The organism is Orrella dioscoreae (assembly GCF_900089455.2).
Taxonomy (GTDB): Bacteria; Pseudomonadota; Gammaproteobacteria; order Burkholderiales; family Burkholderiaceae_B; genus Orrella; species Orrella dioscoreae.
In genome coordinates this window covers 996,377-1,016,661 of sequence record NZ_LT907988.1, presented here as the reverse complement: position 1 = coordinate 1,016,661, position 20,285 = coordinate 996,377, and the positions used below count along the sequence as shown (strand labels likewise).

At 60.9% G+C, this 20,285-nt stretch carries 14 protein-coding genes, 2 tRNA genes, 3 rRNA genes and 2 other RNA genes; 5 read left to right on the top strand and 16 right to left on the bottom strand.

Annotation, left to right across the window (positions count from 1 at the left end):
* Positions 1-324: 324 nt before the first annotated feature.
* Positions 325-720: RNase P RNA component class A (gene rnpB, locus ODI_RS04630), an RNA gene on the bottom strand.
* A gap of 104 nt (positions 721-824) precedes the next feature.
* On the opposite strand from rnpB, the gene ODI_RS04625 reads away from it, so the two are divergent.
* Positions 825-2,660, top strand: a complete 1,836-nt coding sequence (locus ODI_RS04625) for an ATP-binding cassette domain-containing protein (RefSeq protein WP_067748955.1) — start codon at positions 825-827, stop codon at positions 2,658-2,660.
* Here the strand turns inward: ODI_RS04625 and pyrC are convergent.
* Positions 2,657-3,715 carry a dihydroorotase gene (pyrC, locus tag ODI_RS04620; protein ID WP_067748952.1) on the bottom strand — a complete coding sequence of 353 codons (1,059 nt, stop codon included), beginning with the start codon at positions 3,713-3,715 and terminating at the stop codon, positions 2,657-2,659. The two genes, ODI_RS04625 and pyrC, sit on opposite strands and share 4 nt — an antisense overlap.
* Positions 3,716-3,792: 77 nt before the next feature.
* Positions 3,793-4,980: a M20 aminoacylase family protein gene (locus ODI_RS04615; RefSeq protein ID WP_067748949.1), complete on the bottom strand. Its 1,188-nt coding sequence runs from the start codon at positions 4,978-4,980 to the stop codon at positions 3,793-3,795.
* A gap of 143 nt (positions 4,981-5,123) precedes the next feature.
* On the opposite strand from ODI_RS04615, the gene ODI_RS04610 reads away from it, so the two are divergent.
* Positions 5,124-5,396 (top strand): SWIB/MDM2 domain-containing protein, encoded by a 273-nt coding sequence (locus ODI_RS04610; RefSeq protein WP_067748946.1) that lies wholly within the window; start codon positions 5,124-5,126, stop codon positions 5,394-5,396.
* Positions 5,397-5,756: 360 nt separating this feature from the next.
* Here ODI_RS04610 and ODI_RS04605 read toward each other — a convergent pair whose 3' ends face one another.
* From ODI_RS04605 to ilvD, 9 genes are all read right to left on the bottom strand, one after another.
* Positions 5,757-6,128, bottom strand: coding sequence for a DUF4870 family protein (locus tag ODI_RS04605; protein ID WP_067748944.1), 372 nt, complete (start codon positions 6,126-6,128; stop codon positions 5,757-5,759).
* Between the two features lie 197 nt (positions 6,129-6,325).
* Positions 6,326-6,438 (bottom strand): 5S ribosomal RNA (rrf, locus tag ODI_RS04600).
* Between the two features lie 188 nt (positions 6,439-6,626).
* Positions 6,627-9,507: ribosomal RNA gene (locus tag ODI_RS04595) — 23S ribosomal RNA — on the bottom strand.
* A gap of 293 nt (positions 9,508-9,800) precedes the next feature.
* Positions 9,801-9,876 (bottom strand) — tRNA-Ala (locus ODI_RS04590).
* A gap of 40 nt (positions 9,877-9,916) precedes the next feature.
* Positions 9,917-9,993: transfer RNA gene (locus ODI_RS04585), tRNA-Ile, on the bottom strand.
* Positions 9,994-10,118: 125 nt separating this feature from the next.
* Positions 10,119-11,649: ribosomal RNA gene (locus ODI_RS04580) — 16S ribosomal RNA — on the bottom strand.
* Together the 16S, 23S and 5S rRNA genes with 2 tRNA genes alongside form the textbook arrangement of a ribosomal RNA operon.
* 808 nt (positions 11,650-12,457) lie before the next feature.
* Entirely contained in the window at positions 12,458-13,006 is a 549-nt protein-coding gene (gene msrA, locus ODI_RS04575; protein WP_067752795.1) for a peptide-methionine (S)-S-oxide reductase MsrA, read from the bottom strand.
* A gap of 98 nt (positions 13,007-13,104) precedes the next feature.
* Complete coding sequence (locus ODI_RS04570; RefSeq protein WP_082985275.1) at positions 13,105-13,440, bottom strand: c-type cytochrome; 336 nt, start codon at positions 13,438-13,440, stop codon at positions 13,105-13,107.
* Positions 13,430-15,118, bottom strand: coding sequence for a dihydroxy-acid dehydratase (gene ilvD, locus ODI_RS04565; RefSeq protein WP_067752792.1), 1,689 nt, complete (start codon positions 15,116-15,118; stop codon positions 13,430-13,432). Before ilvD ends, ODI_RS04570 begins: the two co-directional genes overlap by 11 nt.
* Positions 15,119-15,235: 117 nt before the next feature.
* Here ilvD and lgt point away from each other — a divergent pair, with 117 nt between their 5' ends.
* Positions 15,236-16,021 (top strand): prolipoprotein diacylglyceryl transferase, encoded by a 786-nt coding sequence (gene lgt / locus ODI_RS04560; RefSeq protein WP_067752789.1) that lies wholly within the window; start codon positions 15,236-15,238, stop codon positions 16,019-16,021.
* Here the strand turns inward: lgt and ODI_RS04555 are convergent.
* From ODI_RS04555 to ODI_RS04540, 4 genes are all read right to left on the bottom strand, one after another.
* The gene (locus tag ODI_RS04555) at positions 15,996-16,748 is read right to left on the bottom strand and encodes an SIMPL domain-containing protein (RefSeq protein ID WP_067752786.1); all 753 of its coding nucleotides are present in this window, start codon (positions 16,746-16,748) and stop codon (positions 15,996-15,998) included. The genes lgt and ODI_RS04555 overlap by 26 nt on opposite strands.
* A gap of 124 nt (positions 16,749-16,872) precedes the next feature.
* Positions 16,873-17,058: non-coding RNA, 6S RNA (gene ssrS / locus ODI_RS04550), on the bottom strand.
* Between the two features lie 65 nt (positions 17,059-17,123).
* Positions 17,124-17,438: a cell division protein ZapA gene (locus tag ODI_RS04545; protein ID WP_067752783.1), complete on the bottom strand. Its 315-nt coding sequence runs from the start codon at positions 17,436-17,438 to the stop codon at positions 17,124-17,126.
* Positions 17,438-17,869, bottom strand: coding sequence for a hypothetical protein (locus ODI_RS04540; protein ID WP_067752780.1), 432 nt, complete (start codon positions 17,867-17,869; stop codon positions 17,438-17,440). The genes ODI_RS04545 and ODI_RS04540 overlap by 1 nt, the downstream gene beginning before the upstream one ends.
* Positions 17,870-18,217: 348 nt before the next feature.
* On the opposite strand from ODI_RS04540, the gene ODI_RS04535 reads away from it, so the two are divergent.
* Both ODI_RS04535 and ODI_RS04530 read left to right on the top strand, forming a co-directional pair.
* A complete protein-coding gene (locus ODI_RS04535) occupies positions 18,218-18,682 on the top strand; it encodes a tripartite tricarboxylate transporter TctB family protein (RefSeq protein WP_067752777.1) in 465 nt (154 codons plus the stop codon).
* Positions 18,683-18,695: 13 nt separating this feature from the next.
* On the top strand, positions 18,696-20,201 hold the full coding sequence (locus ODI_RS04530; protein ID WP_067752776.1) for a tripartite tricarboxylate transporter permease: 1,506 nt from the start codon (positions 18,696-18,698) through the stop codon (positions 20,199-20,201).
* Positions 20,202-20,285 lie beyond the last annotated feature (84 nt).

The window sequence follows — 20,285 nt, the reverse complement described above, 5'->3', positions numbered from 1 at the left end:
TGGCACAAGCCCGGTCAAGATAAAAGTAGGATTTTTTCAATCACAACAAGGACTTAGGACAATTTGTAATATCTGCTGGAAAGAATTTTTCCTTAGAAATCAATTCCCTACAGAACTATCTAAATGCCCTTCATCAACAAGCGGCCGCAAAGTGACCCCAAAAAGCAGCTTTAGGGGTCAAATCACGCGTTCAGGCAGCGTTCAGGCGCGCCCACGCCCGCGCAGGACACGCGCCAAACCAAGGACATGTGGAAAAAGGCCGCCAGCCAGGCGCGCACGGGCCTGCCGGCCCCGATCGGCCAGCGAAGAAATCATTTTGGGGAGATGCAGGACAGGCCTATAGGCCGGATTCTGTAAGCCCGGTTGCCCGGGCTGGCAATCATTCCTCTGGACGCGCCATTGCTGGCGCGCTCTAGCCACCTACCCGCATGCTAGGGCGAGCCGCCCTTCCCGGCCGAAGCCGTACGCATGCCTATTTGGTGTTGCTCCGGATAGAGGTTGCCGCGTTTCACCCTGCAACGCCGCCATGCCGAGCATGACGCAGCACGGAGTGGCCGTGCCGGTGCGCGCCAGGCGCGCCCTCGCCGCAGTCTCGTCTCTGTGGTCCTGTTCCTCACCCGCCGCCGAGGCGGCAGGTGGACGGCCGTTAGCCGTTATCCTGCCCTGTGGAGTCCGGACCTTCCTCGATGCACATGGCACCGCGATTGCCCAGCCTGCCCTGCGCGGGCATTGTAGCCTGGGCCGAGCAGCGCGTGACCTGCGACAATAGCGGTCGTGGCGCCGCCGCCTCGCGGCGCCCCTCCTTTTTTCCAGACCCGATACGCATGGCCGCCACTCTCATCACCCTCACCGATCTCCAGCTGGCCTTTGGCCACCACCCCTTGCTCGACCATGCCGAGCTCGGCGTGCAGGAAGGCGAACGCATCGGCCTGATCGGCCGCAACGGGGCCGGCAAGTCTTCCCTGCTGCGCCTGCTGGACGGCCGCGCCCAGCCGGATGATGGCGCCATCGCGCGCGCCGGCGGCCTGAAAGTCGTGACGGTGGAGCAGGAGCCCGAGATCGACGAGCAGGGCACCATCTATGACGCCGTCTTCGGCGAAATCGACTACGAATCCGAAGACTGGCAGCGTCCCGCCCGCGTGCGCTCGCTGATAGAGAAGCTCGGCCTGTCGGCCGATGCCCCCGCCGCCGGGCTGTCCGGCGGCACCCGCAAGCGCGTGGCGCTGGTGCGGGCGCTGGCCGACGAACCCGACCTGCTGCTGCTCGACGAGCCCACCAACCACCTGGATTTCGACGGCATCGCCTGGCTGGAGGCCATGCTGCGCGACGCGCGCTTCGCCACGGTCTTCATCACCCACGACCGCCGCTTCCTGGACGCGCTCGCCACGCGCATCGTGGAACTGGATCGCGGCAAGCTGCTCAGCTTCCCGGGCAACTTCAGCCAATGGCAGGTCCGCAAGGCCCAGTGGCTGGAAGCCGAAAAGCTGGAGAACGCCCGCTTCGACAAGCTGCTGGCCCAGGAAGAAGTCTGGATCCGCAAGGGCGTCGAGGCCCGCCGCACCCGTAACGAAGGCCGCGTGCGGCGCCTGGAACAGCTGCGCCGCGACCGCAGCGAGCGCCGCGAACGCGTCGGCAACGTCAACCTGGCCGTCGCCGAGGGCACGCGCTCGGGCAAGCTCGTGGCCGAAGTCCAGGAAATCAGCAAGGCTTTCGGTGACCGCCAGGTCGTGCGCGATTACTCCACCACCATCCTGCGTGGCGACCGCATCGGCCTGCTGGGCCCCAACGGCGCGGGCAAGACCACCCTGCTCAAGCTCATCCTGGGCGAACTGTCACCAGACAGCGGCAGCGTGAAGCTGGGCACCAACACCTCGGTGGCCTACTTCGACCAGATGCGCAGCCAGCTCGACGAAAACGCCACGCTGGCCGAGGTCATCAACCCCGGCAGCGAATGGATCGAGATCGGCGGCCAGCGCAAGCACGTCATGAGCTACCTGGGCGACTTCCTCTTCGCCCCTGCCCGCGCAGGCTCCCCGGTCAGCAGCCTGTCCGGCGGCGAACGGGCGCGTCTGCTGCTGGCGCGCCTCTTCGCCCGTCCCACCAACGTGCTGGTGCTGGACGAACCGACCAACGACCTGGACATCGAAACGCTGGAACTGCTGGAAGAGTTGCTGCAGGACTACACCGGCACGGTGCTCCTGGTCAGCCATGATCGCGCCTTCCTCGACAACGTCGTCACCCAGACCATCGCCTATGAAGGCAACGGGCGCTGGCGCGACTATGTCGGCGGCTACCACGAATGGCTGGCGCAGCGCCCCACCTCGACCGAGGCCGACAGGTTCGCCAAGTCGGTCATCGAGGACAAGGCGCAATCGAAACCCGACGCTGCCCCGGCGCCTGCGCCAGCGGCAGCGGCAGCCACCAAGACCGTCAAGCGCCTGTCGAGCTGGGAGCAGAAGGAACTGGACGGACTGCCCAAGGCCATCGCGGACAACGAAGCCGAGCAGGCAGAGTTGGCTGCCCGCCTGGCCGATGGCACCCTGTATCGCGACGCGCCCGATGAAGTGGCCCGCATCACCGCACGCACGGCCGAACTGGAAACCCAGCTGGCCACGCTGTTTGATCGCTGGGAAGCGCTGGAAGCCCGCAACCAGGCCTAAGCGTCGGCCTTGACGCGCCAGTCCAGGGTCTCGCCGGCGGCCAGCGGCACCAGTTCGCTGTCGCCGTAAGGCACCGTCTCGGGAATCTGGAAAGGCTCGCGCAGCAGCGTGAGCGTGGCGGTGTTGCGGGGCAGGCCATAGAAGTCCGGGCCGTGATGGCTGGCAAACCCTTCCAGCTTGTCCAGCTTGCCCGCCTTGTCGAAGGCCGTCGCATACAGCTCCATCGCATGCAGCGCGGTATAGCAGCCGGCGCAGCCACAGGCATGCTCCTTCAGGTGCCTGGCGTGTGGCGCGCTGTCGGTCCCCAGGAAGAAGCGCGGGCTGCCGCTGGTCGCGGCCTCCAGCAGGGCCACGCGATGGGTCTCGCGCTTGAGCACCGGCAGGCAATACCAGTGCGGACGCATGCCGCCGGTAAACAGGGCGCCACGGTTATACAGCAAGTGCTGCGGCGTGATGGTCGCGGCCACGGGGCCTTCCGCATCGCGCACATATTGCGCGCCCTCGCGCGTGGTGATGTGCTCGAACACGACCTTCAGCGCCGGGAACGCGCGGCGCAAGGGCCTCATCACCCGGTCGATGAACACGGCTTCGCGGTCGAACACGTCAATGGCCGAGTCGGTCACCTCGCCGTGCGTCAGCAACGGCATGCCAACCCGTTCCATCTCCGCCAGCGCGCCCGCGCAACGGCCCAGCAGATCGGTCACGCCGGCATCCGAATTCGTGGTCGCACCCGCGGGATACAGCTTCACCCCCGCGATGCCCGCCTCACGCGCACGGGTGATTTCTTCCGCGCTCGTGTTGTCGGTCAGGTACAGCGTCATCAAGGGCGTGAACGCCTGGGCGTCGATGCCCACGCGCGCCATCGACGCCTCGATCCGCTCGCGATACGCCAACGCCTGGGCCGTCGTCGTCACGGGGGGACGCAGATTGGGCATCACGATCGCGCGGGCAAACTGCCGGGCGGTGTCGCCAATCACCGCATCCAGGGCGGCGCCATCACGCAGGTGCAGGTGCCAGTCGTCGGGACGCGTGAGGGTCAGGGAGGTGGAAGTCATCGTAGGCAATCAGTCAGAACAGGAAACAGGAGTCGTGACGCGACGGCCAGGCCATCGCATCCACGGACGCAAGGGGATTACAGCGGCATGCTGCGTTCGGCCACGCCGGCAAACATCGCGCTGCCCAGCGGGATCACGGCGTCGTTGAAATCGTAGCGCGGGTTGTGCAGCAGGCAGCCCGCATCGGCGCCACCTTGCCCGAGCCGGAAGTACGCACCGGGGCGAACCTGCAGCATGAAGGAAAAGTCCTCGGATCCCATCGACGGCGTGAGATCCCGCACGACCTTGTCCTTGCCGATCATCTCGGTGGCAAGATCGGCAACGAAATTCGCTTCCGGCGCGGTATTCAAGGTGGCGGGATACACACGCTGGTACTGCACGTCCGCCGTGGCGCCGAACGCCGCGGCCACCGACTGCGCCAGGGTCCGCATGCGGGCCTCCACCATTTCCTGCACCGAGCGGCGGAACGTACGCACCGTGCCCACCATGCGCGCCTCGCGCGGGATAACGCTCATCGCCTCCGGGTGCCCGGCCTGGATGGACCCCACCGACAGAACCGCCGAATCCAGGGGATTCAGGTTGCGCGACACGATGGACTGCAGCGCGGTGATCAGATGGCCCGCCACCAGGACAGGGTCGACAGTCTGGTAAGGATGCGCGCCGTGGCCGCCGACACCGGTAATGGTGATCTCGAATCGATCGGCCGCCGCCATCATCGGACCCGGATTGATGCCGATGGTGCCCGCCGGCAAGCCCGGCCAGTTGTGCAAGGCATAGATCGCATCGCAGGGGAAGGTATCGAACAGGCCGTCGTCCAGCATGGCCCTTGCACCACCGCGCCCCTCTTCCGCCGGCTGGAAGATCAGCGCGACCGTGCCGTCGAAACGGCGCGTCATGGAAAGATAGCGCGCAGCGCCCAGCAGGATGGCCGTGTGGCCATCATGCCCACAGGCGTGCATCAGGCCGGACTTGCTGGAGCGATGGGCGAAGTCGTTGTTCTCGGTCAGCGCCAACGCATCCATGTCGGCGCGCAGGCCGATCATCTTGCCGCTGTCGCAACGCTGGCCTCGGATGACGCCCACCACGCCCGTCTTGCCGATGCCGCGGTGGACCTCGATGCCCAGGGCCTCCAGCGCGCCGGCCACGATGCCCGATGTACGGACCTCTTCAAAGCCCAATTCCGGATGGGCATGGAGATCACGCCGCAACGCGGTCAACTCGTCATGGAACAGCCGGATCGACTCCAGCGGAGAGCGTGGAAGCATAGGGCGGGACACCCCCAAGTGCCTGGAAATATGAGGTTTCCATTGTAGAGCGTTACCGAGGATAAATGCCTTTGTCTTTCCCAGGCAGACACGTTATGCTGCGCCCGCAGGACTTTTTTCAACCAGCCGAGAAGGAGAGCCGTATGGCCACACCCTCCACTTCCGCGCGCAAGCCCAACGCCGCCTTCATGAAGCCCCTGACCCCCAGCGAAACGCTGGCAGCGGTTATCGGCCCGGAAGCCGTGCCGCGCACCGAGGTCACCAAGAAGATCTGGGATTACATCAAGAAGCACAACCTGCAAGACGCGAGCAACCGCCGCAACATCAACGCCGATGCCAAGCTGCGCCCGCTGTTCGGCAAGGACCAGGTCTCGATGTTCGAGCTGACCAAGCTGGTCAACGCGCACTTGAAGTAATCCGCGCGGACGCTCGCGCAGCGTCCACGCGCTTCTCGCCTGGTGTCTCCCACCAAGCAATGCCGGACAGGGTAACGGCCTGCGATCGCAGCCGTTTTCCCGGTGTTCCATTTGGAACGGCGTCCCGCGCATCACCACGAAGGCCGGCCTTCATCGCTGTTTTTCATTGGCTCCCACACTGGCGCCAGCTCAAACTTTCCCGCGTTTTCATCGAAATTGTCTCGAGTCGTATCTGCGGCCGCGAGCGCTGGCACGCACATCAGTCATTCGCCCGCCTCAAAAGACAACGGCCACACTTCTTGCGAAGTGCGGCCGAAGGGGTCAAGCCAGGAAAACCACCCTGTGACGCGGTGTTCTTGCTTATTCGTAGGCAGCAGGCGCGCGGCCGTCCATCAGGGAGAGCCAGCCCTTGAGCAGGCGGTAAAGCACCCAGATGACCGTTGCCAGGACGCCGGCCCAGCCGATGAAGATCATGGTCAGCAGGCCGCTGATGGCCAGCCACAAGAGGCCCCACCAAAAGGTGGCCAACAGCCAGTCGAAGTGCGCGGAATAGTAGGTGCCCGCCGTGTCCTGCCGCTTCAGATACAGCAGCACCACCGCCGCCAGCGTTGCGACACCGAGAAAACCGGCAGTCACGAACCCCAATGCAAAAAGGCCATAGGCCACATGGGTCAGGGTGCGCAGCGACAGGCCGCCACCAGGTTGCTCGGGGGGTTGCAGCGTATCAGTCATCTCAGCAGAACTCCGTGAAGCCTCAGATCAACCATCATCTTACCGCACCGCGCCACCGCGGCGCACAGACATGGCGAGGCTTGGGCAGAAGATTGCAACGTAATCTGGCAAGCGCGGGGCCGCCGCATTGGCCCGAGATCTGGTCGCCCAAAAGCAAAACCCCATCCGGTTGACCGGATGGGGTTTTGGGGATAAGAGCCTGACAATGACCTACTTTCACAGACGTCCGTCCACTATCATCGGCGCGAAGGCGTTTCACTGTCCTGTTCGGGATGGGAAGGAGTGGTACCACCTTGCTATGGTCGTCAGGCGTAACTGTTTGATGTGTCGCGGTTCAGGGCGTCACATCCAATCTGGGAAGAAGCGTATTGAAGTGTGTTTCAGGCTGGGCCTGAGACAACGAATTGGGATTGTTGGCTTGCTGCAGACGGTGCAGCAAGTTTTGAGTTTTGAACGACACTGTCGCTATAACTATCAGCGTTTAACCGCCAGGGTTATAGGATCAAGCCGCACGGGCAATTAGTATCGGTTAGCTTAACGCATTACTGCGCTTCCACACCCGACCTATCAACGTCCTGGTCTCGAACGACCCTTCAGGGGAATCAAGTTCCCAGGGATACCTAATCTTCAGACGAGTTTCCCGCTTAGATGCCTTCAGCGGTTATCTCTTCCGTACTTAGCTACCCGGCAATGCCATTGGCATGACAACCGGTACACCAGAGGTACGTCCACTCCGGTCCTCTCGTACTAGGAGCAGGCTCCGTCAAGTATCCAACGCCCACGGCAGATAGGGACCAAACTGTCTCACGACGTTTTAAACCCAGCTCACGTACCTCTTTAAATGGCGAACAGCCATACCCTTGGGACCGGCTACAGCCCCAGGATGAGATGAGCCGACATCGAGGTGCCAAACACCGCCGTCGATATGAACTCTTGGGCGGTATCAGCCTGTTATCCCCAGAGTACCTTTTATCCGTTGAGCGATGGCCCTTCCATTCAGAACCACCGGATCACTATGTCCTGCTTTCGCACCTGTTCGACTTGTCAGTCTCACAGTCAAGCACGCTTATGCCATTGCACTATCAGCACGATTTCCGACCGTACCTAGCGTACCTTCGAACTCCTCCGTTACACTTTGGGAGGAGACCGCCCCAGTCAAACTGCCCACCATGCACTGTCCCCGACCCGGATAACGGGCCTAGGTTAGAACCGCAAACAAACCAGGGTGGTATTTCAAGGACGGCTCCACGTGATCTAGCGACCACGCTTCAGCGCCTCCCACCTATCCTACACAGACCGGTTCACAGTCCAATGCAAAGCTACAGTAAAGGTTCATGGGGTCTTTCCGTCTAGCCGCGGGTAGATTGCATCATCACAAACACTTCAACTTCGCTGAGTCTCGGGAGGAGACAGTGTGGCCATCGTTACGCCATTCGTGCAGGTCGGAACTTACCCGACAAGGAATTTCGCTACCTTAGGACCGTTATAGTTACGGCCGCCGTTTACCGGGGCTTCGATCAAGAGCTTGCACCCCATCACTTAACCTTCCGGCACCGGGCAGGCGTCACACCCTATACGTCGACTTTCGTCTTTGCAGAGTGCTGTGTTTTTAATAAACAGTCGCAGCCACCGATTCTCTGCGGCCCCATCATGCTCCGAGCGCAGGCTCTTCACACTACCGGGGCATACCTTCTCCCGAAGTTACGGTATCAATTTGCCGAGTTCCTTCTCCCGAGTTCTCTCAAGCGCCTTGGAATATTCATCCCGTCCACCTGTGTCGGTTTGCGGTACGGTCTCGTACAGCTGAAGCTTAGAGGCTTTTCTTGGAACCACTTCCAATCACTTCGCGAACAATGTTCGCTCGCGCCACACCCTTGAATTACGCGCCCGGATTTGCCTAAGCGCCTTCTTCGATGCAGCAACAGGGACATCCAACACCCTGATGATCTTCCGCAATCCGTCCCCCCATCGCACTGTACGACGGTGCTGGAATATTAACCAGCTTCCCATCAGCTACGCATCTCTGCCTCGCCTTAGGGGCCGACTCACCCTGCGCCGATGAACGTTGCGCAGGAAACCTTGGACTTACGGCGAGGGGGCTTTTCACCCCCTTTATCGCTACTCATGTCAGCATTCGCACTTCTGATACCTCCAGCAGCCTTTACAAGCCACCTTCGCAGGCTTACAGAACGCTCTCCTACCGCGTGTACATAGTACACACCCGCAGCTTCGGTTCATTGCTTAGCCCCGTTACATCTTCCGCGCAGGACGACTCGATCAGTGAGCTATTACGCTTTCTTTAAAGGATGGCTGCTTCTAAGCCAACCTCCTGACTGTCTATGCCTTCCCACTTCGTTTCCCACTTAGCAATGATTTGGGACCTTAGCTGGCGGTCTGGGTTGTTTCCCTCTTGAGTCCGGACGTTAGCACCCGGTGCTCTGTCTCCCAAGCTGTACTTGCAGGTATTCGGAGTTTGCCATAGTTTGGTAAGTCGCCATGACCCCCTAGCTATAACAGTGCTCTACCCCCTGCAGTAATACTTGAGGCACTACCTAAATAGTTTTCGGAGAGAACCAGCTATTTCCAGATTTGTTTAGCCTTTCACCCCTATCCACAGCTCATCCCCTAATTTTTCAACATTAGTGGGTTCGGTCCTCCAGCACGTGTTACCGTGCCTTCAACCTGGCCATGGATAGATCATCTGGTTTCGGGTCTACACCCAGCGACTGAACGCCCTATTCGGACTCGCTTTCGCTACGCCTTCCCTATTCGGTTAAGCTCGCCACTGAATGTAAGTCGCTGACCCATTATACAAAAGGTACGCAGTCACCCCACAAGGAGGCTCCTACTGTTTGTATGCATACGGTTTCAGGATCTATTTCACTCCCCTTCCGGGGTTCTTTTCGCCTTTCCCTCACGGTACTGGTTCACTATCGGTCGATCACGAGTATTTAGCCTTGGAGGATGGTCCCCCCATCTTCAAACAGGATTTCACGTGTCCCGCCCTACTTCTCGTACGCTTAGTTCCACCTTCGTAATTTCGTGTACAGGGCTATCACCTGCTATGGCCGGAGTTTCCAATCCGTTCCACTATCACGAAGGCTAAAACGTACAGGCTCTTCCGATTTCGCTCGCCACTACTTTCGGAATCTCGGTTGATTTCTTTTCCTCGAGCTACTGAGATGTTTCAGTTCACCCGGTTCGCTTCCACTGACCTATGTATTCAGTCAGGGATACTCCTTGCGGAGTGGGTTTCCCCATTCGGACATCTACGGATCAAAGCTTGTTTGCCAGCTCCCCGTAGCTTTTCGCAGGCTACCACGTCCTTCATCGCCTGTGATCGCCAAGGCATCCACCATATGCACTTAGTCGCTTGATCCTATAACCATGTCGGCTATAAGACGCTGATACTTTGTAGCGTTTGTGCCGTTCATAAGTTTCAAAGCAAGATTCGGCTTGCGCCAAATCCTTGAGAACTTGAACTATTAATGCAATCACAACCCGTGTCTAATCGTCGATGCCTAAGCATCTACCAATCAAACACACTTCGTTGTGCTTCTTCCAGATTGTTAAAGAACAAAACAGCCGTTGGGATAAACCCAACTGTCAGCATTCAGTAAACGCTGACAGTTGGACTCACATCCAATGTCGTGCCAATTGATTAATTTGTAGTGGTGGAGGATGACGGGATCGAACCGACGACCCCCTGCTTGCAAAGCAGGTGCTCTCCCAGCTGAGCTAATCCCCCGGAGCATCCCAATCCTGAACCCAGGACCAGAAACACTCGATGGTGGGTCTGGTTGGATTCGAACCAACGACCCCCGCCTTATCAAGACGGTGCTCTAACCGACTGAGCTACAGACCCAAACCGTTAGGACCAGCAACCCAGCCCATCGCCAGAGAAAGATCTCTCTAACCCCGGTCAACAAACTAACCAATCAAACAACAACCGATAAGCGTGGACGCTTTCGCTTCGTGCACTTCGCTCTTAAAGGAGGTGATCCAGCCGCACCTTCCGATACGGCTACCTTGTTACGACTTCACCCCAGTCATGAACCCTACCGTGGTAATCGCCCCCCTTACGGTTAGGCTAACTACTTCTGGTAGAACCCACTCCCATGGTGTGACGGGCGGTGTGTACAAGACCCGGGAACGTATTCACCGCGACATGCTGATCCGCGATTACTAGCGATTCCGACTTCATGCAGTCGAGTTGCAGACTACAATCCGGACTACGATCGGGTTTCTGGGATTGGCTCCCCCTCGCGGGTTGGCGACCCTCTGTCCCGACCATTGTATGACGTGTGAAGCCCTACCCATAAGGGCCATGAGGACTTGACGTCATCCCCACCTTCCTCCGGTTTGTCACCGGCAGTCTCATTAGAGTGCCCTTTCGTAGCAACTAATGACAAGGGTTGCGCTCGTTGCGGGACTTAACCCAACATCTCACGACACGAGCTGACGACAGCCATGCAGCACCTGTGTTCCGGTTCTCTTGCGAGCACTCCTAAATCTCTTCAGGATTCCAGACATGTCAAGGGTAGGTAAGGTTTTTCGCGTTGCATCGAATTAATCCACATCATCCACCGCTTGTGCGGGTCCCCGTCAATTCCTTTGAGTTTTAATCTTGCGACCGTACTCCCCAGGCGGTCAACTTCACGCGTTAGCTGCGCTACTAAGGCCCGAAGGCCCCAACAGCTAGTTGACATCGTTTAGGGCGTGGACTACCAGGGTATCTAATCCTGTTTGCTCCCCACGCTTTCGTGCATGAGCGTCAGTGTTATCCCAGGGGGCTGCCTTCGCCATCGGTGTTCCTCCGCATATCTACGCATTTCACTGCTACACGCGGAATTCCACCCCCCTCTGACACACTCTAGCCCGGTAGTTAAAAATGCAGTTCCAAGGTTAAGCCCTGGGATTTCACATCTTTCTTTCCGAACCGCCTGCGCACGCTTTACGCCCAGTAATTCCGATTAACGCTTGCACCCTACGTATTACCGCGGCTGCTGGCACGTAGTTAGCCGGTGCTTATTCTGCAGGTACCGTCATCTACGCATGGTATTAATATGCGCAATTTCTTTCCTGCCAAAAGTGCTTTACAACCCGAAGGCCTTCATCGCACACGCGGGATGGCTGGATCAGGGTTTCCCCCATTGTCCAAAATTCCCCACTGCTGCCTCCCGTAGGAGTCTGGGCCGTGTCTCAGTCCCAGTGTGGCTGGTCGTCCTCTCAAACCAGCTACGGATCGTTGCCTTGGTAGGCCTTTACCCCACCAACTAGCTAATCCGATATCGGCCGCTCCAATAGTGAGAGGTCTTGCGATCCCCCCCTTTCCCCCGTAGGGCGTATGCGGTATTAGCTACGCTTTCGCGTAGTTATCCCCCGCTACTGGGCACGTTCCGATACATTACTCACCCGTTCGCCACTCGCCACCAGACCGAAGTCCGTGCTGCCGTTCGACTTGCATGTGTAAAGCATCCCGCTAGCGTTCAATCTGAGCCAGGATCAAACTCTTCAGTTCAATCTCTGTAATTTCCGTATTAACAACCCTCCGAAGAAGGCCGGTCATACGTCGCTGCTACTCAAAGGAAGTGAGGTTTAAAAAACCTTACTTCATTAAGTGAGCACTTGATTTAGTTGGCTAGCCACCAATCCAGCAAGCTGAATCGTTGGCACGCGCACTCATTCCAAGCGCCCACACTTATCGGCTGTTTAGTTGTTAAAGAACGGTGACCTTGCGGTCGTTACTGCTATCAACTTCGCTTCTGACTCAGTAGCGCTGCTTTCGCGTCGCCTGCTGTTTCAGCAGCAGAGAAACGAGATTATGAAGCAGTTTTTTTCGTTTGTCAAGTCGTTTGCGTTTTGACTTAAGCCTAACAACGCCAACCACTGACTTCCCGAAAAATCGATTTGGCTTACGCCGCCTCGCTTCTTCTCGCTTCCCGACTCGCCGAACTCATCAGGGTTAACCCTTAATCAGTTCGTGTTGCCGAGCCCGAAACTATAACACAACTTTTTTAGTTTGTGTGGCGCACCGCGTTTTCGCTTAAGCACCCCACCCACCTCACCCCCAACAACCACACTTTTGTTGCAGAACAACTTGCGTGTCGTGTTGCGAGGGGGCGAACTATAGCACCCTTTTTTTGCACTTTGCAAGTCAAACACCAAAAAAGAGGAAATTCGTGGATTTCCCCCTATTCCTGGCAGCCCTCCCCCTCTATGGATAGACCATCTCTATCTATATAGGCACCCCTAATACAGAAGAAGCCCCTCACCAAAAAAGAAGGGGCCCCTCAGGCCCCCTCTACGAATGACGGTGACGGATCCGCCTAGGCCAACTTGTCCTGGAACTGTTTGCGCAGCTTGGCCACCTTGGGCGCAATGACGAACTGGCAGTAGCCCTGCTGGGGATGGCGCGCGTAATAGTCGTCGTGCTCAGGCTCGGCGGGCCAGAAGGGGGCAGGCGCCCGCAGCTCGGTGACGAGGGGCGCGCCGAAGACGTCTTCGCGGGTCAGGCGGTCGATGGCCTCCTGGGCCGACTCGCGCTGGGCGTCGTCCTGCCAGAAGATGGCCGAGCGGTACTGGGGACCGACATCATTGCCCTGGCGATCCTGCGTGGTGGGGTCGTGCGTGGCAAAGAAGACTTCCAGCAGGGTGTCGTAGGAGACCACCGACGGGTCGAATTCGATGCGCGCCACCTCGATATGGCCAGTGCCCTTGCCGCAGACCTGTTCATAGGTCGGGTGGTCGACATGCCCGCCGCTATAGCCCGAGGTTACCGAGACGACGCCTTTCAGGGGCTTGAAGACGGCTTCGACGCACCAGAAGCAGCCACCACCGAAGACGGCGACCTGCGAGGAGGAAGAGGACACGGACATGGCGGCTCCTATATATATGTCTGCCTGAAGGGCTCCGGCACTGAATCATGTGGGGCCGGGGTTGGCCAAATCAATGGCTGGCGCCCCGCCCGCCAGGATCAGCCCGGCGGCGGCAGGGTCAGGATCCAGCGCGCGAGGTCAAGCGCATCCTGCTCGCTGACATGGGGCTGGGCAGGCATGGGCACCGCTCCCCAGCGCGCGCGGCCCCCCTTGCGGATGGATTGCGCCAGGTAATCGAGGGTGGCGGCATCCTCGCCCTTGCCGGCAAAACGCTCGGCGACGGCCCGGAACGACGGCCCCACCCGCTTGGCATCCACCTGATGACAGGCCAGGCAGCGATTCTTCTGTGCCAGTGCCGTGCCATCGAGGGCCTGCGCCCCCACCCACATCGGTGCTGCAAGCAGCACCGTGCCCATCCAGATTCTAGGTTGCATCAAAACTGTCCGTGACTGCGCCGCGGCTGGCCGTGCTGGCCAGCTTGCCAAACTTGGCAAGCACGCCGCGGGTGTAACGAGGTTGCGGCTGCTGCCATCGCGCCCGGCGCTCGGCCAGGACGTCATCGGCGACATTGAGCTGCAGCAGCAACTGCTTGGCGTCGATGGTAATGGAGTCGCCTTCTTCGATCAGCCCGATCGGGCCGCCCACGTAGGCCTCCGGCGCCACGTGGCCGACCACCATGCCCCAGGTGCCGCCGGAGAAGCGGCCATCGGTGATGAGGCCGACGGTCTCACCCAGCCCCTGGCCGATGAGGGCGGAGGTGGGCGACAGCATTTCGCGCATGCCCGGGCCGCCCTTGGGGCCTTCGTAGCGGATGACCACGACGTCGCCGTGCTGGATCTTGCGGTCCATGATGGCGGCCATGGCCAGGTCTTCGGAGTCGAACACTCGCGCCGGACCGGTGATGACCGGGTTCTTGAGGCCGGTGATCTTGGCCACGCAGCCTTCCGGCGACAGGTTGCCTTTCAGGATCGCCAGGTGGCCCTGCTTGTACAGCGCCTTGTCGATGGGGCGGATGACGTCCTGGTCGGCGCGCGGCACGTCCGGCACATCGGCCAGGGTTTCGGCCAGGGTCTTGCCGGTGATGGTCAGGCAGTCGCCATGCAGGAGGCCGGCGTTGAGCAGCAGCTTCATGACCTGGGGGATGCCGCCTGCACGGTGCAGGTCCACGGCAACGTATTGGCCCGAGGGCTTCAGGTCGCAGATGACGGGCACGCGCTTGCGGATGCGCTCGAAGTCGTCGATGGTCCACTCGACCTCGGCGGCATGCGCGATGGCAAGGAAGTGCAGCACCGCATTGGTGGAGCCGCCCGTGGCCATGATGACCGAGACGGCGTTCTCGATGGACTTGCGCGTGATGAGATCGCGCGGACGGATGTTCTTCTTGACGGCCTCGACGAGCACGCGCGCCGACTCGGCAGCGGAATCCGCCTTCTCGGCATCCTCGTTGGCCATGGTGCTGGAGTACGGCAGGCTCAGCCCCAGGGCCTCGAACGAGGAGCTCATGGTGTTGGCGGTGTACATGCCGCCACAGGAGCCCGAGCCCGGGATCGAGCACTTCTCGATTTCCTTGAACTCCTTCTCGTCCATGCGGCCCATGGTGAATTCGCCCACGGCCTCGAAGACCGAGACGATGTTCATGTCCTTGCCCTTGTGACGGCCCGGCTTGATGGTGCCGCCATAGACATAGATGCTGGGCACGTTGGTGCGGGCCATGGCGATCATGCCGCCCGGCATGTTCTTGTCGCAGCCGCCGATGACCAGGACGCCATCCATCCACTGGCCCTGGACCGCGGTTTCGATGCAGTCGGCAATGACTTCGCGGGACACGAGGGAATATTTCATGCCCTCGGTGCCCATGGACATGCCGTCGGAGATGGTGGGCGTGCCGAAGACCTGGGGATTGCCGCCCGCCTCGCGGACCGCGGCAATGGCGCGGTCGGCCAGGACCTGCAGGCCGCTATTACAGGGCGTGATCGTCGAGTGGCCGTTGGCCACGCCGATCATGGGGTTGTCGAAGTCCTTCTCGGTGTAGCCCAGCGCGTAGTACATGGCGCGGTTGGGAGCCCGGGCGACGCCATGGGTGATATGGCGGGAACGTTCGTTATGCGGCATGCGTCTCTTCCTTTTTACTTAACTTATCCTGCCGGGCAAGCCCGGGGGTGATGGTCACGGTAACGGCGAAAAGGGCAGCGGTTATTATCGGCCATCTTTCTTTTGTGTCTACCCGCCATGCTGCGCTATCCGCAATTCGACCCCATCGCGATCCAGATCGGCCCGCTGGCCATCCACTGGTATGGCCTGATGTACCTGACCGGCTTCGCGCTGGCCTGGGTGCTGGGCCGCTGGCGCATCAAGCGGGGCATGACCCGCATGACGATGCGCGACCTGGAGGACATCATCTTCTATGGCGTGGTGGGCGTGATCGCCGGCGGGCGCCTGGGCTATGTGCTGTTCTACAAGCCCAGCTACTACCTGAGCCACCCGCTGGAGATCTTCTATTTGTGGGAAGGCGGCATGGCCTTCCACGGCGGCCTGCTGGGCGTGATCGCCATGCTGTGGCTGTTCGCCCGCAAGCGCGGCTACCGCCCCCTGGAAGTGGGCGACTTCGTGGCGCCGCTCATTCCGCTGGCCCTGGCCGCGGGGCGGCTGGGCAACTTCATCAATGGCGAGCTGTGGGGCCGTCCAACGACCCTGCCCTGGGGAATGGTGTTTCCCCAGACCGGCGACGGCGTCGCCCGCCACCCCTCGCAGCTCTACCAGATGGGGCTGGAAGGCCTGGCCCTGTTCGTGATCGTCTGGCTGTTCGCCCGCAAGCCGCGCCCCACCGGCCAGGTATGCGCCGTGTTCGTGATGGGCTACGGCTTCTTCCGCTTCATGGTGGAGTTCACGCGCGAGCCCGACAGCTTCCTCGGCCTGCTGGCCGGCGGCCTGAGCATGGGCCAGTGGCTGTCGCTGCCGATGATGATCGGCGGGCTCGCGCTGTTCCTGTTTACTGCAGGAAAACCGTCCCGTTGACCGAGACCGTCACCGTCACGGTGTCGGCTTCCAGCGACACATCGGCCTCCTTGGACAGGGAAGCCGATGCCATCATGGCCGCGCGCGGGCGCGCGGCAACGACATATTGCGCACCGCTGCCGCTCAGGTCCAGCTTGCGGATCCGGTAGCCCTTGAAGCCGAAGGCCGTCGCGGCCGCCAGGGCCCGCTCGCGGAACGCATTCGCCGCCTCGGTCAGCAGACGCTTTTCTTCCTGGGCGCGGGCCTCTTCAGACAGGGAGAAGCCGATGCCGGCAATGGGCATGCGCGCGGAGATCTTGCTGGCCAGGGTCGACGCCGCCTCGAAGTTCTTCGACTCGAGCAGCAGCTCGACGCGGCCATGCCAGCCGGTGACCTTGCCATCGCGGTTGGTGTTGGCCCAGATGCGGTAGGCGCCGTTGCGCGCCTTCACGTCCTTGTCGCCCTTGACCTGGGCCATGGACTCATTGAGCGCCGCGGTCAGTTTCTTGCCCACGCTGGCCTGGTCCGCGCCTTCGATTTCGACGGCGAGCGTCAGCGTGACTGTGTCCTGCACCACTTCTGAGACAGCCTGGGCCTGCAGCGTGAGTTCGGGCTGGCGCGATTCGGCGCGCGGACCGCGCTCATCGGCGCCACGGTCCTGGGCGTGCGCGGCGGGCACGGCCGCGGCCAGGGCGAGGATCGCGCTTGCCAGAAGGGTGCGCGAGCGAATGGAGCGTAGCGTTTGCATGGTGTTCCCTTTCAGATCAACTGGATGAAGACAGGCCGCCAACCTCGGACGGCCCGAAGAACAACGAACAGGCAGGACCGAAAAACAAAACGGGCCTGCGTGGAACACGCAGACCCGTTGCTGGAAATGCCCCGCATGTGCCGTCAAGGCCGGCATCTCGAACCCTAGAGTTCAAGGTGGTCGCGCTAGCCCGGTTTTGAGTTCGTCTGACAGAGAGACGATCACACCCACCGGAGAGCCATTGCAACCTTATGCCGTAAAGCATAGGTTCAGAGAATATATGGCCTAGTCTCGAACACCGCAGGGACAAACTGAAAATTCCGAGAATCCTGTTTCAGCTGGCTTCGGACGCCTGGGGCTTTCCCAGGCATGTCTTCAGACCAAGCGCTCCTGCCCGGAGATGGCTTCGTCGAGCAGGTGATTCATGGCTTCTATTTTACGCTTGAAGTCGCCAACCGCCAAACCGCCCAGCGGACCATCGGGCGCCGCCTTCATGGCCAGCATCTCGCTAGCGATCTGGATGGCGGCCATGACAGCGATGCGTTCGTTGCTGGAGACCTTGCCCGAGCCCTTGATGCGCAGCATGAGCTGGTCGACGTGGCGCACGGCCGCCTGCAGGGCGGCCTTTTCCTCGGGCGCGCAGGCCAGCGAGTAGTCACGGCCCAGGATAGAGACGTCTATGCGTTCCATTAATTGGTCTCCTGCAAAGCCGCGTCGGTGAGGGGCGCATTGCCCGGCAGACGCGCCAGGACGGCATCGATGCGCACCTGGGCGCTGGCGGCGACGTCGTGCAGGCGCAGGACGTCGGCGTCGCGCGATTGCAGGCGCGCCTGGAGTGTGCGGATTTCGTTCTGCTGGCGTTCAAGCTCGGCGCGCAGGGCGGTCTCGGCGTCTTGCGCCTGGGACAACAGCTGCTCGCGGCCACGCTCAGCGTCGCTGAGACCGGATTGCAGGCTCTGTACCCGCGCTTCCGTATCGGCCTGGCTGCGGCGCAGGGCGTCGCGTTCGGCTTCGGTGTGTGCAAGCTTGTTCCGCAAGGCGTCGCGTTCCGCGTGCAGGTGGCGGGAGCGCTGCACGAGTTGCCCGATGCGGGCCGCGAGATGGTCGAGGTCTTCCAGCATGGGCGCTATCGTAAACCATCCTTCATGGGGCTATGACAAACCTTTCAAGCCGAGAAGGTAAGCGATTGCGTCGCGCGGCGGCCGCCCTTCTCTTTCAGGAATCTTCCTGTTTACTTTCATTCCGCTTTCATTTCTTGAAAGCAAACTGAGGGTTGAGTCCAAAAGTCGGTATTTCCCGGCAGTTTCTAGGGAAAACCCCATATTACTAGTACATCTTCCAGGTTTCCGCAACGAAAGCGGTCCATTACCATGTCGCCTTTCAAAAGTACGTCAGTCTCCCGTCATTGCCGGTAGCGCTGATCCATCAGACGATAAGTTGGACAAACAGGGGTACAGGAGCTTTTCATCATGCAGCTAAGAAACAAACAGGACTTCTGGTCCGGTGTCATGTTCGTTGCGTTGGGCCTGGGCTTTGCCTTCCAGGCAACGAGCTATCAAATGGGAACCGCCGCCCGCATGGGCCCCGGCTATTTCCCCTTCTGGTTGGGCATCTGCCTGGCCATCCTGGGCGCCGTGGTCGGTCTGACCGCCCTGAGCCCCAAAGCTGAACAGACCGACGTCGGCCGCTTCGACTTCAAGATCCTCGGCATCATCGTGGGCTCGGTCATCCTGTTCGGCGTCCTCCTCCGCCCTCTCGGACTCTATCTCTCGCTGTTCATCCTGGTCGTCGCCAGCAGCACCGCCAGCCATGAGTTCAGCTGGAAGGTCGCACTCGCCAACGCCGTCTTCCTGGTGATCTTCTGCTGGCTGGCATTCATCAAGGGCCTGGGACTCATCTTCCCGCTGTGGCCGACTTTCCTGGGCATGAACTGAGGCGCCGACAAACATGGAACTCTTTGACAACCTGATGCTGGGTTTCTCGGTGGCGTTCACGCCCGAGAACCTGGCCTACGCCCTGCTGGGCTGCATTTTGGGTACCCTGATCGGCGTGTTGCCTGGCATCGGCCCCGTGCCGACCATCGCGATGCTGCTGCCCATCACCTATGTGCTGCCCCCCATCGCCGGCCTGATCATGCTGGCCGGCATCTATTACGGCGCGCAATATGGTGGCTCGACCACGGCCATCCTGGTGGCGCTGCCTGGAGAGACATCCGCGGTGGTGACAGTGCTGGACGGTCACCAGATGGCGCGCAACGGCCGCGCGGGCGCCGCGCTGGCCATCGCCGCGCTGGGCTCGTTCTTCGCCGGTTGCGTGGCCACGCTGCTGCTGGCCGCCTTCGCGCCTCCCCTGGCTGAAGTCGCGTTCAAGTTCGGCCCCGCCGAATACTTCTCGCTGATGATCCTGGGCCTGGTCGGCGCCGTGGTACTGGCCTCGGGCTCGCTGCCCAAGGCAATCTGCATGATCCTGCTGGGCCTGCTGCTGGGCATGGTGGGCACGGACGTGAACTCGGGCGTCGCGCGCTACGACTTCGGCATTCCTGAGCTGCAGGACGGCATCGACTTCGCGATCGTCGCCATGGGCGTGTTCGGCTTCGCCGAAATCATGACCAACCTGGAGCAGAAGGAAAACCGCGTCGACATCACCGACAAGATCGGCACGCTGTATCCCAACAAGCAGGAATTCAAGGAGGCCGCTCCCGCCGTGATCCGCGGTACGGCCCTGGGTTCGATGCTGGGCATCCTGCCCGGCGGCGGCGCCGTGCTGTCGTCCTTCGCGTCCTACACGCTGGAAAAGAAGATCGCCAAGGAGCCGAAACGCTTCGGCAAGGGCCACCCGGCCGGCCTGGCGGGTCCCGAATCGGCCAACAACGCCGCTGCGCAGACCTCCTTCATCCCGCTGCTGACGCTGGGTATTCCCGGCAATGCCGTGATGGCGCTGATGGTGGGGGCGATGACCATCCACAACATCCAGCCCGGCCCGCAGGTGATGAGCAGCCACCCGGAACTGTTCTGGGGCCTGATCGCCTCGATGTGGATCGGCAACCTGATGCTGGTGGTGCTGAACCTGCCGCTGATCGGCCTGTGGATCAAGCTGCTGAAGGTGCCTTACCGCATCCTCTTCCCGGCCATCCTGGTCTTCTGCACGATCGGCGTGTATTCGCTGAACTACAACTCGTTCGACATCTTCACCACCGCCATCTTCGGCATCGTCGGCTACATCTGGGCGAAGCTGAAGTGCGAAGGCGCCCCGCTGCTGCTGGGCCTGGTGCTGGGCCCCATGATGGAAGAGAACTTCCGCCGGGCGCTGCTGCTCTCGCGCGGCGAGTACATGACCTTCCTGGATCGTCCGCTGTCGGCCTCGCTGCTGGCTGCTGCTGCCCTGCTGGTGATCCTGGTCGCCCTGCCGAGCATCCGCAAGAAGCGCGAAGAGACCTTCGTCGAAGAAGAGTGATTCCCGCCCCATGCCAGCCCCAGCGGGGCTGGCGGCAGAATCCCAGAGCGCCCCGGCATGCCGGGGCGTTTTTTTTACCCGGAG

Coding starts and splice junctions, on each gene's coding strand:
- ilvD (WP_067752792.1), bottom strand. CDS start 15,118: ATGCCGCATAACGAACGTTCCCGCCATATCACCCATGGCGTCGCCCGG.
- ODI_RS04545 (WP_067752783.1), bottom strand. CDS start 17,438: ATGGAACGCATAGACGTCTCTATCCTGGGCCGTGACTACTCGCTGGCC.
- ODI_RS04570 (WP_082985275.1), bottom strand. CDS start 13,440: ATGCAACCTAGAATCTGGATGGGCACGGTGCTGCTTGCAGCACCGATG.
- ODI_RS04625 (WP_067748955.1), top strand. CDS start 825: ATGGCCGCCACTCTCATCACCCTCACCGATCTCCAGCTGGCCTTTGGC.
- ODI_RS04530 (WP_067752776.1), top strand. CDS start 18,696: ATGGAACTCTTTGACAACCTGATGCTGGGTTTCTCGGTGGCGTTCACG.
- ODI_RS04535 (WP_067752777.1), top strand. CDS start 18,218: ATGCAGCTAAGAAACAAACAGGACTTCTGGTCCGGTGTCATGTTCGTT.
- pyrC (WP_067748952.1), bottom strand. CDS start 3,715: ATGACTTCCACCTCCCTGACCCTCACGCGTCCCGACGACTGGCACCTG.
- lgt (WP_067752789.1), top strand. CDS start 15,236: ATGCTGCGCTATCCGCAATTCGACCCCATCGCGATCCAGATCGGCCCG.
- ODI_RS04605 (WP_067748944.1), bottom strand. CDS start 6,128: ATGACTGATACGCTGCAACCCCCCGAGCAACCTGGTGGCGGCCTGTCG.
- ODI_RS04540 (WP_067752780.1), bottom strand. CDS start 17,869: ATGCTGGAAGACCTCGACCATCTCGCGGCCCGCATCGGGCAACTCGTG.
- msrA (WP_067752795.1), bottom strand. CDS start 13,006: ATGTCCGTGTCCTCTTCCTCCTCGCAGGTCGCCGTCTTCGGTGGTGGC.
- ODI_RS04610 (WP_067748946.1), top strand. CDS start 5,124: ATGGCCACACCCTCCACTTCCGCGCGCAAGCCCAACGCCGCCTTCATG.
- ODI_RS04615 (WP_067748949.1), bottom strand. CDS start 4,980: ATGCTTCCACGCTCTCCGCTGGAGTCGATCCGGCTGTTCCATGACGAG.
- ODI_RS04555 (WP_067752786.1), bottom strand. CDS start 16,748: ATGCAAACGCTACGCTCCATTCGCTCGCGCACCCTTCTGGCAAGCGCG.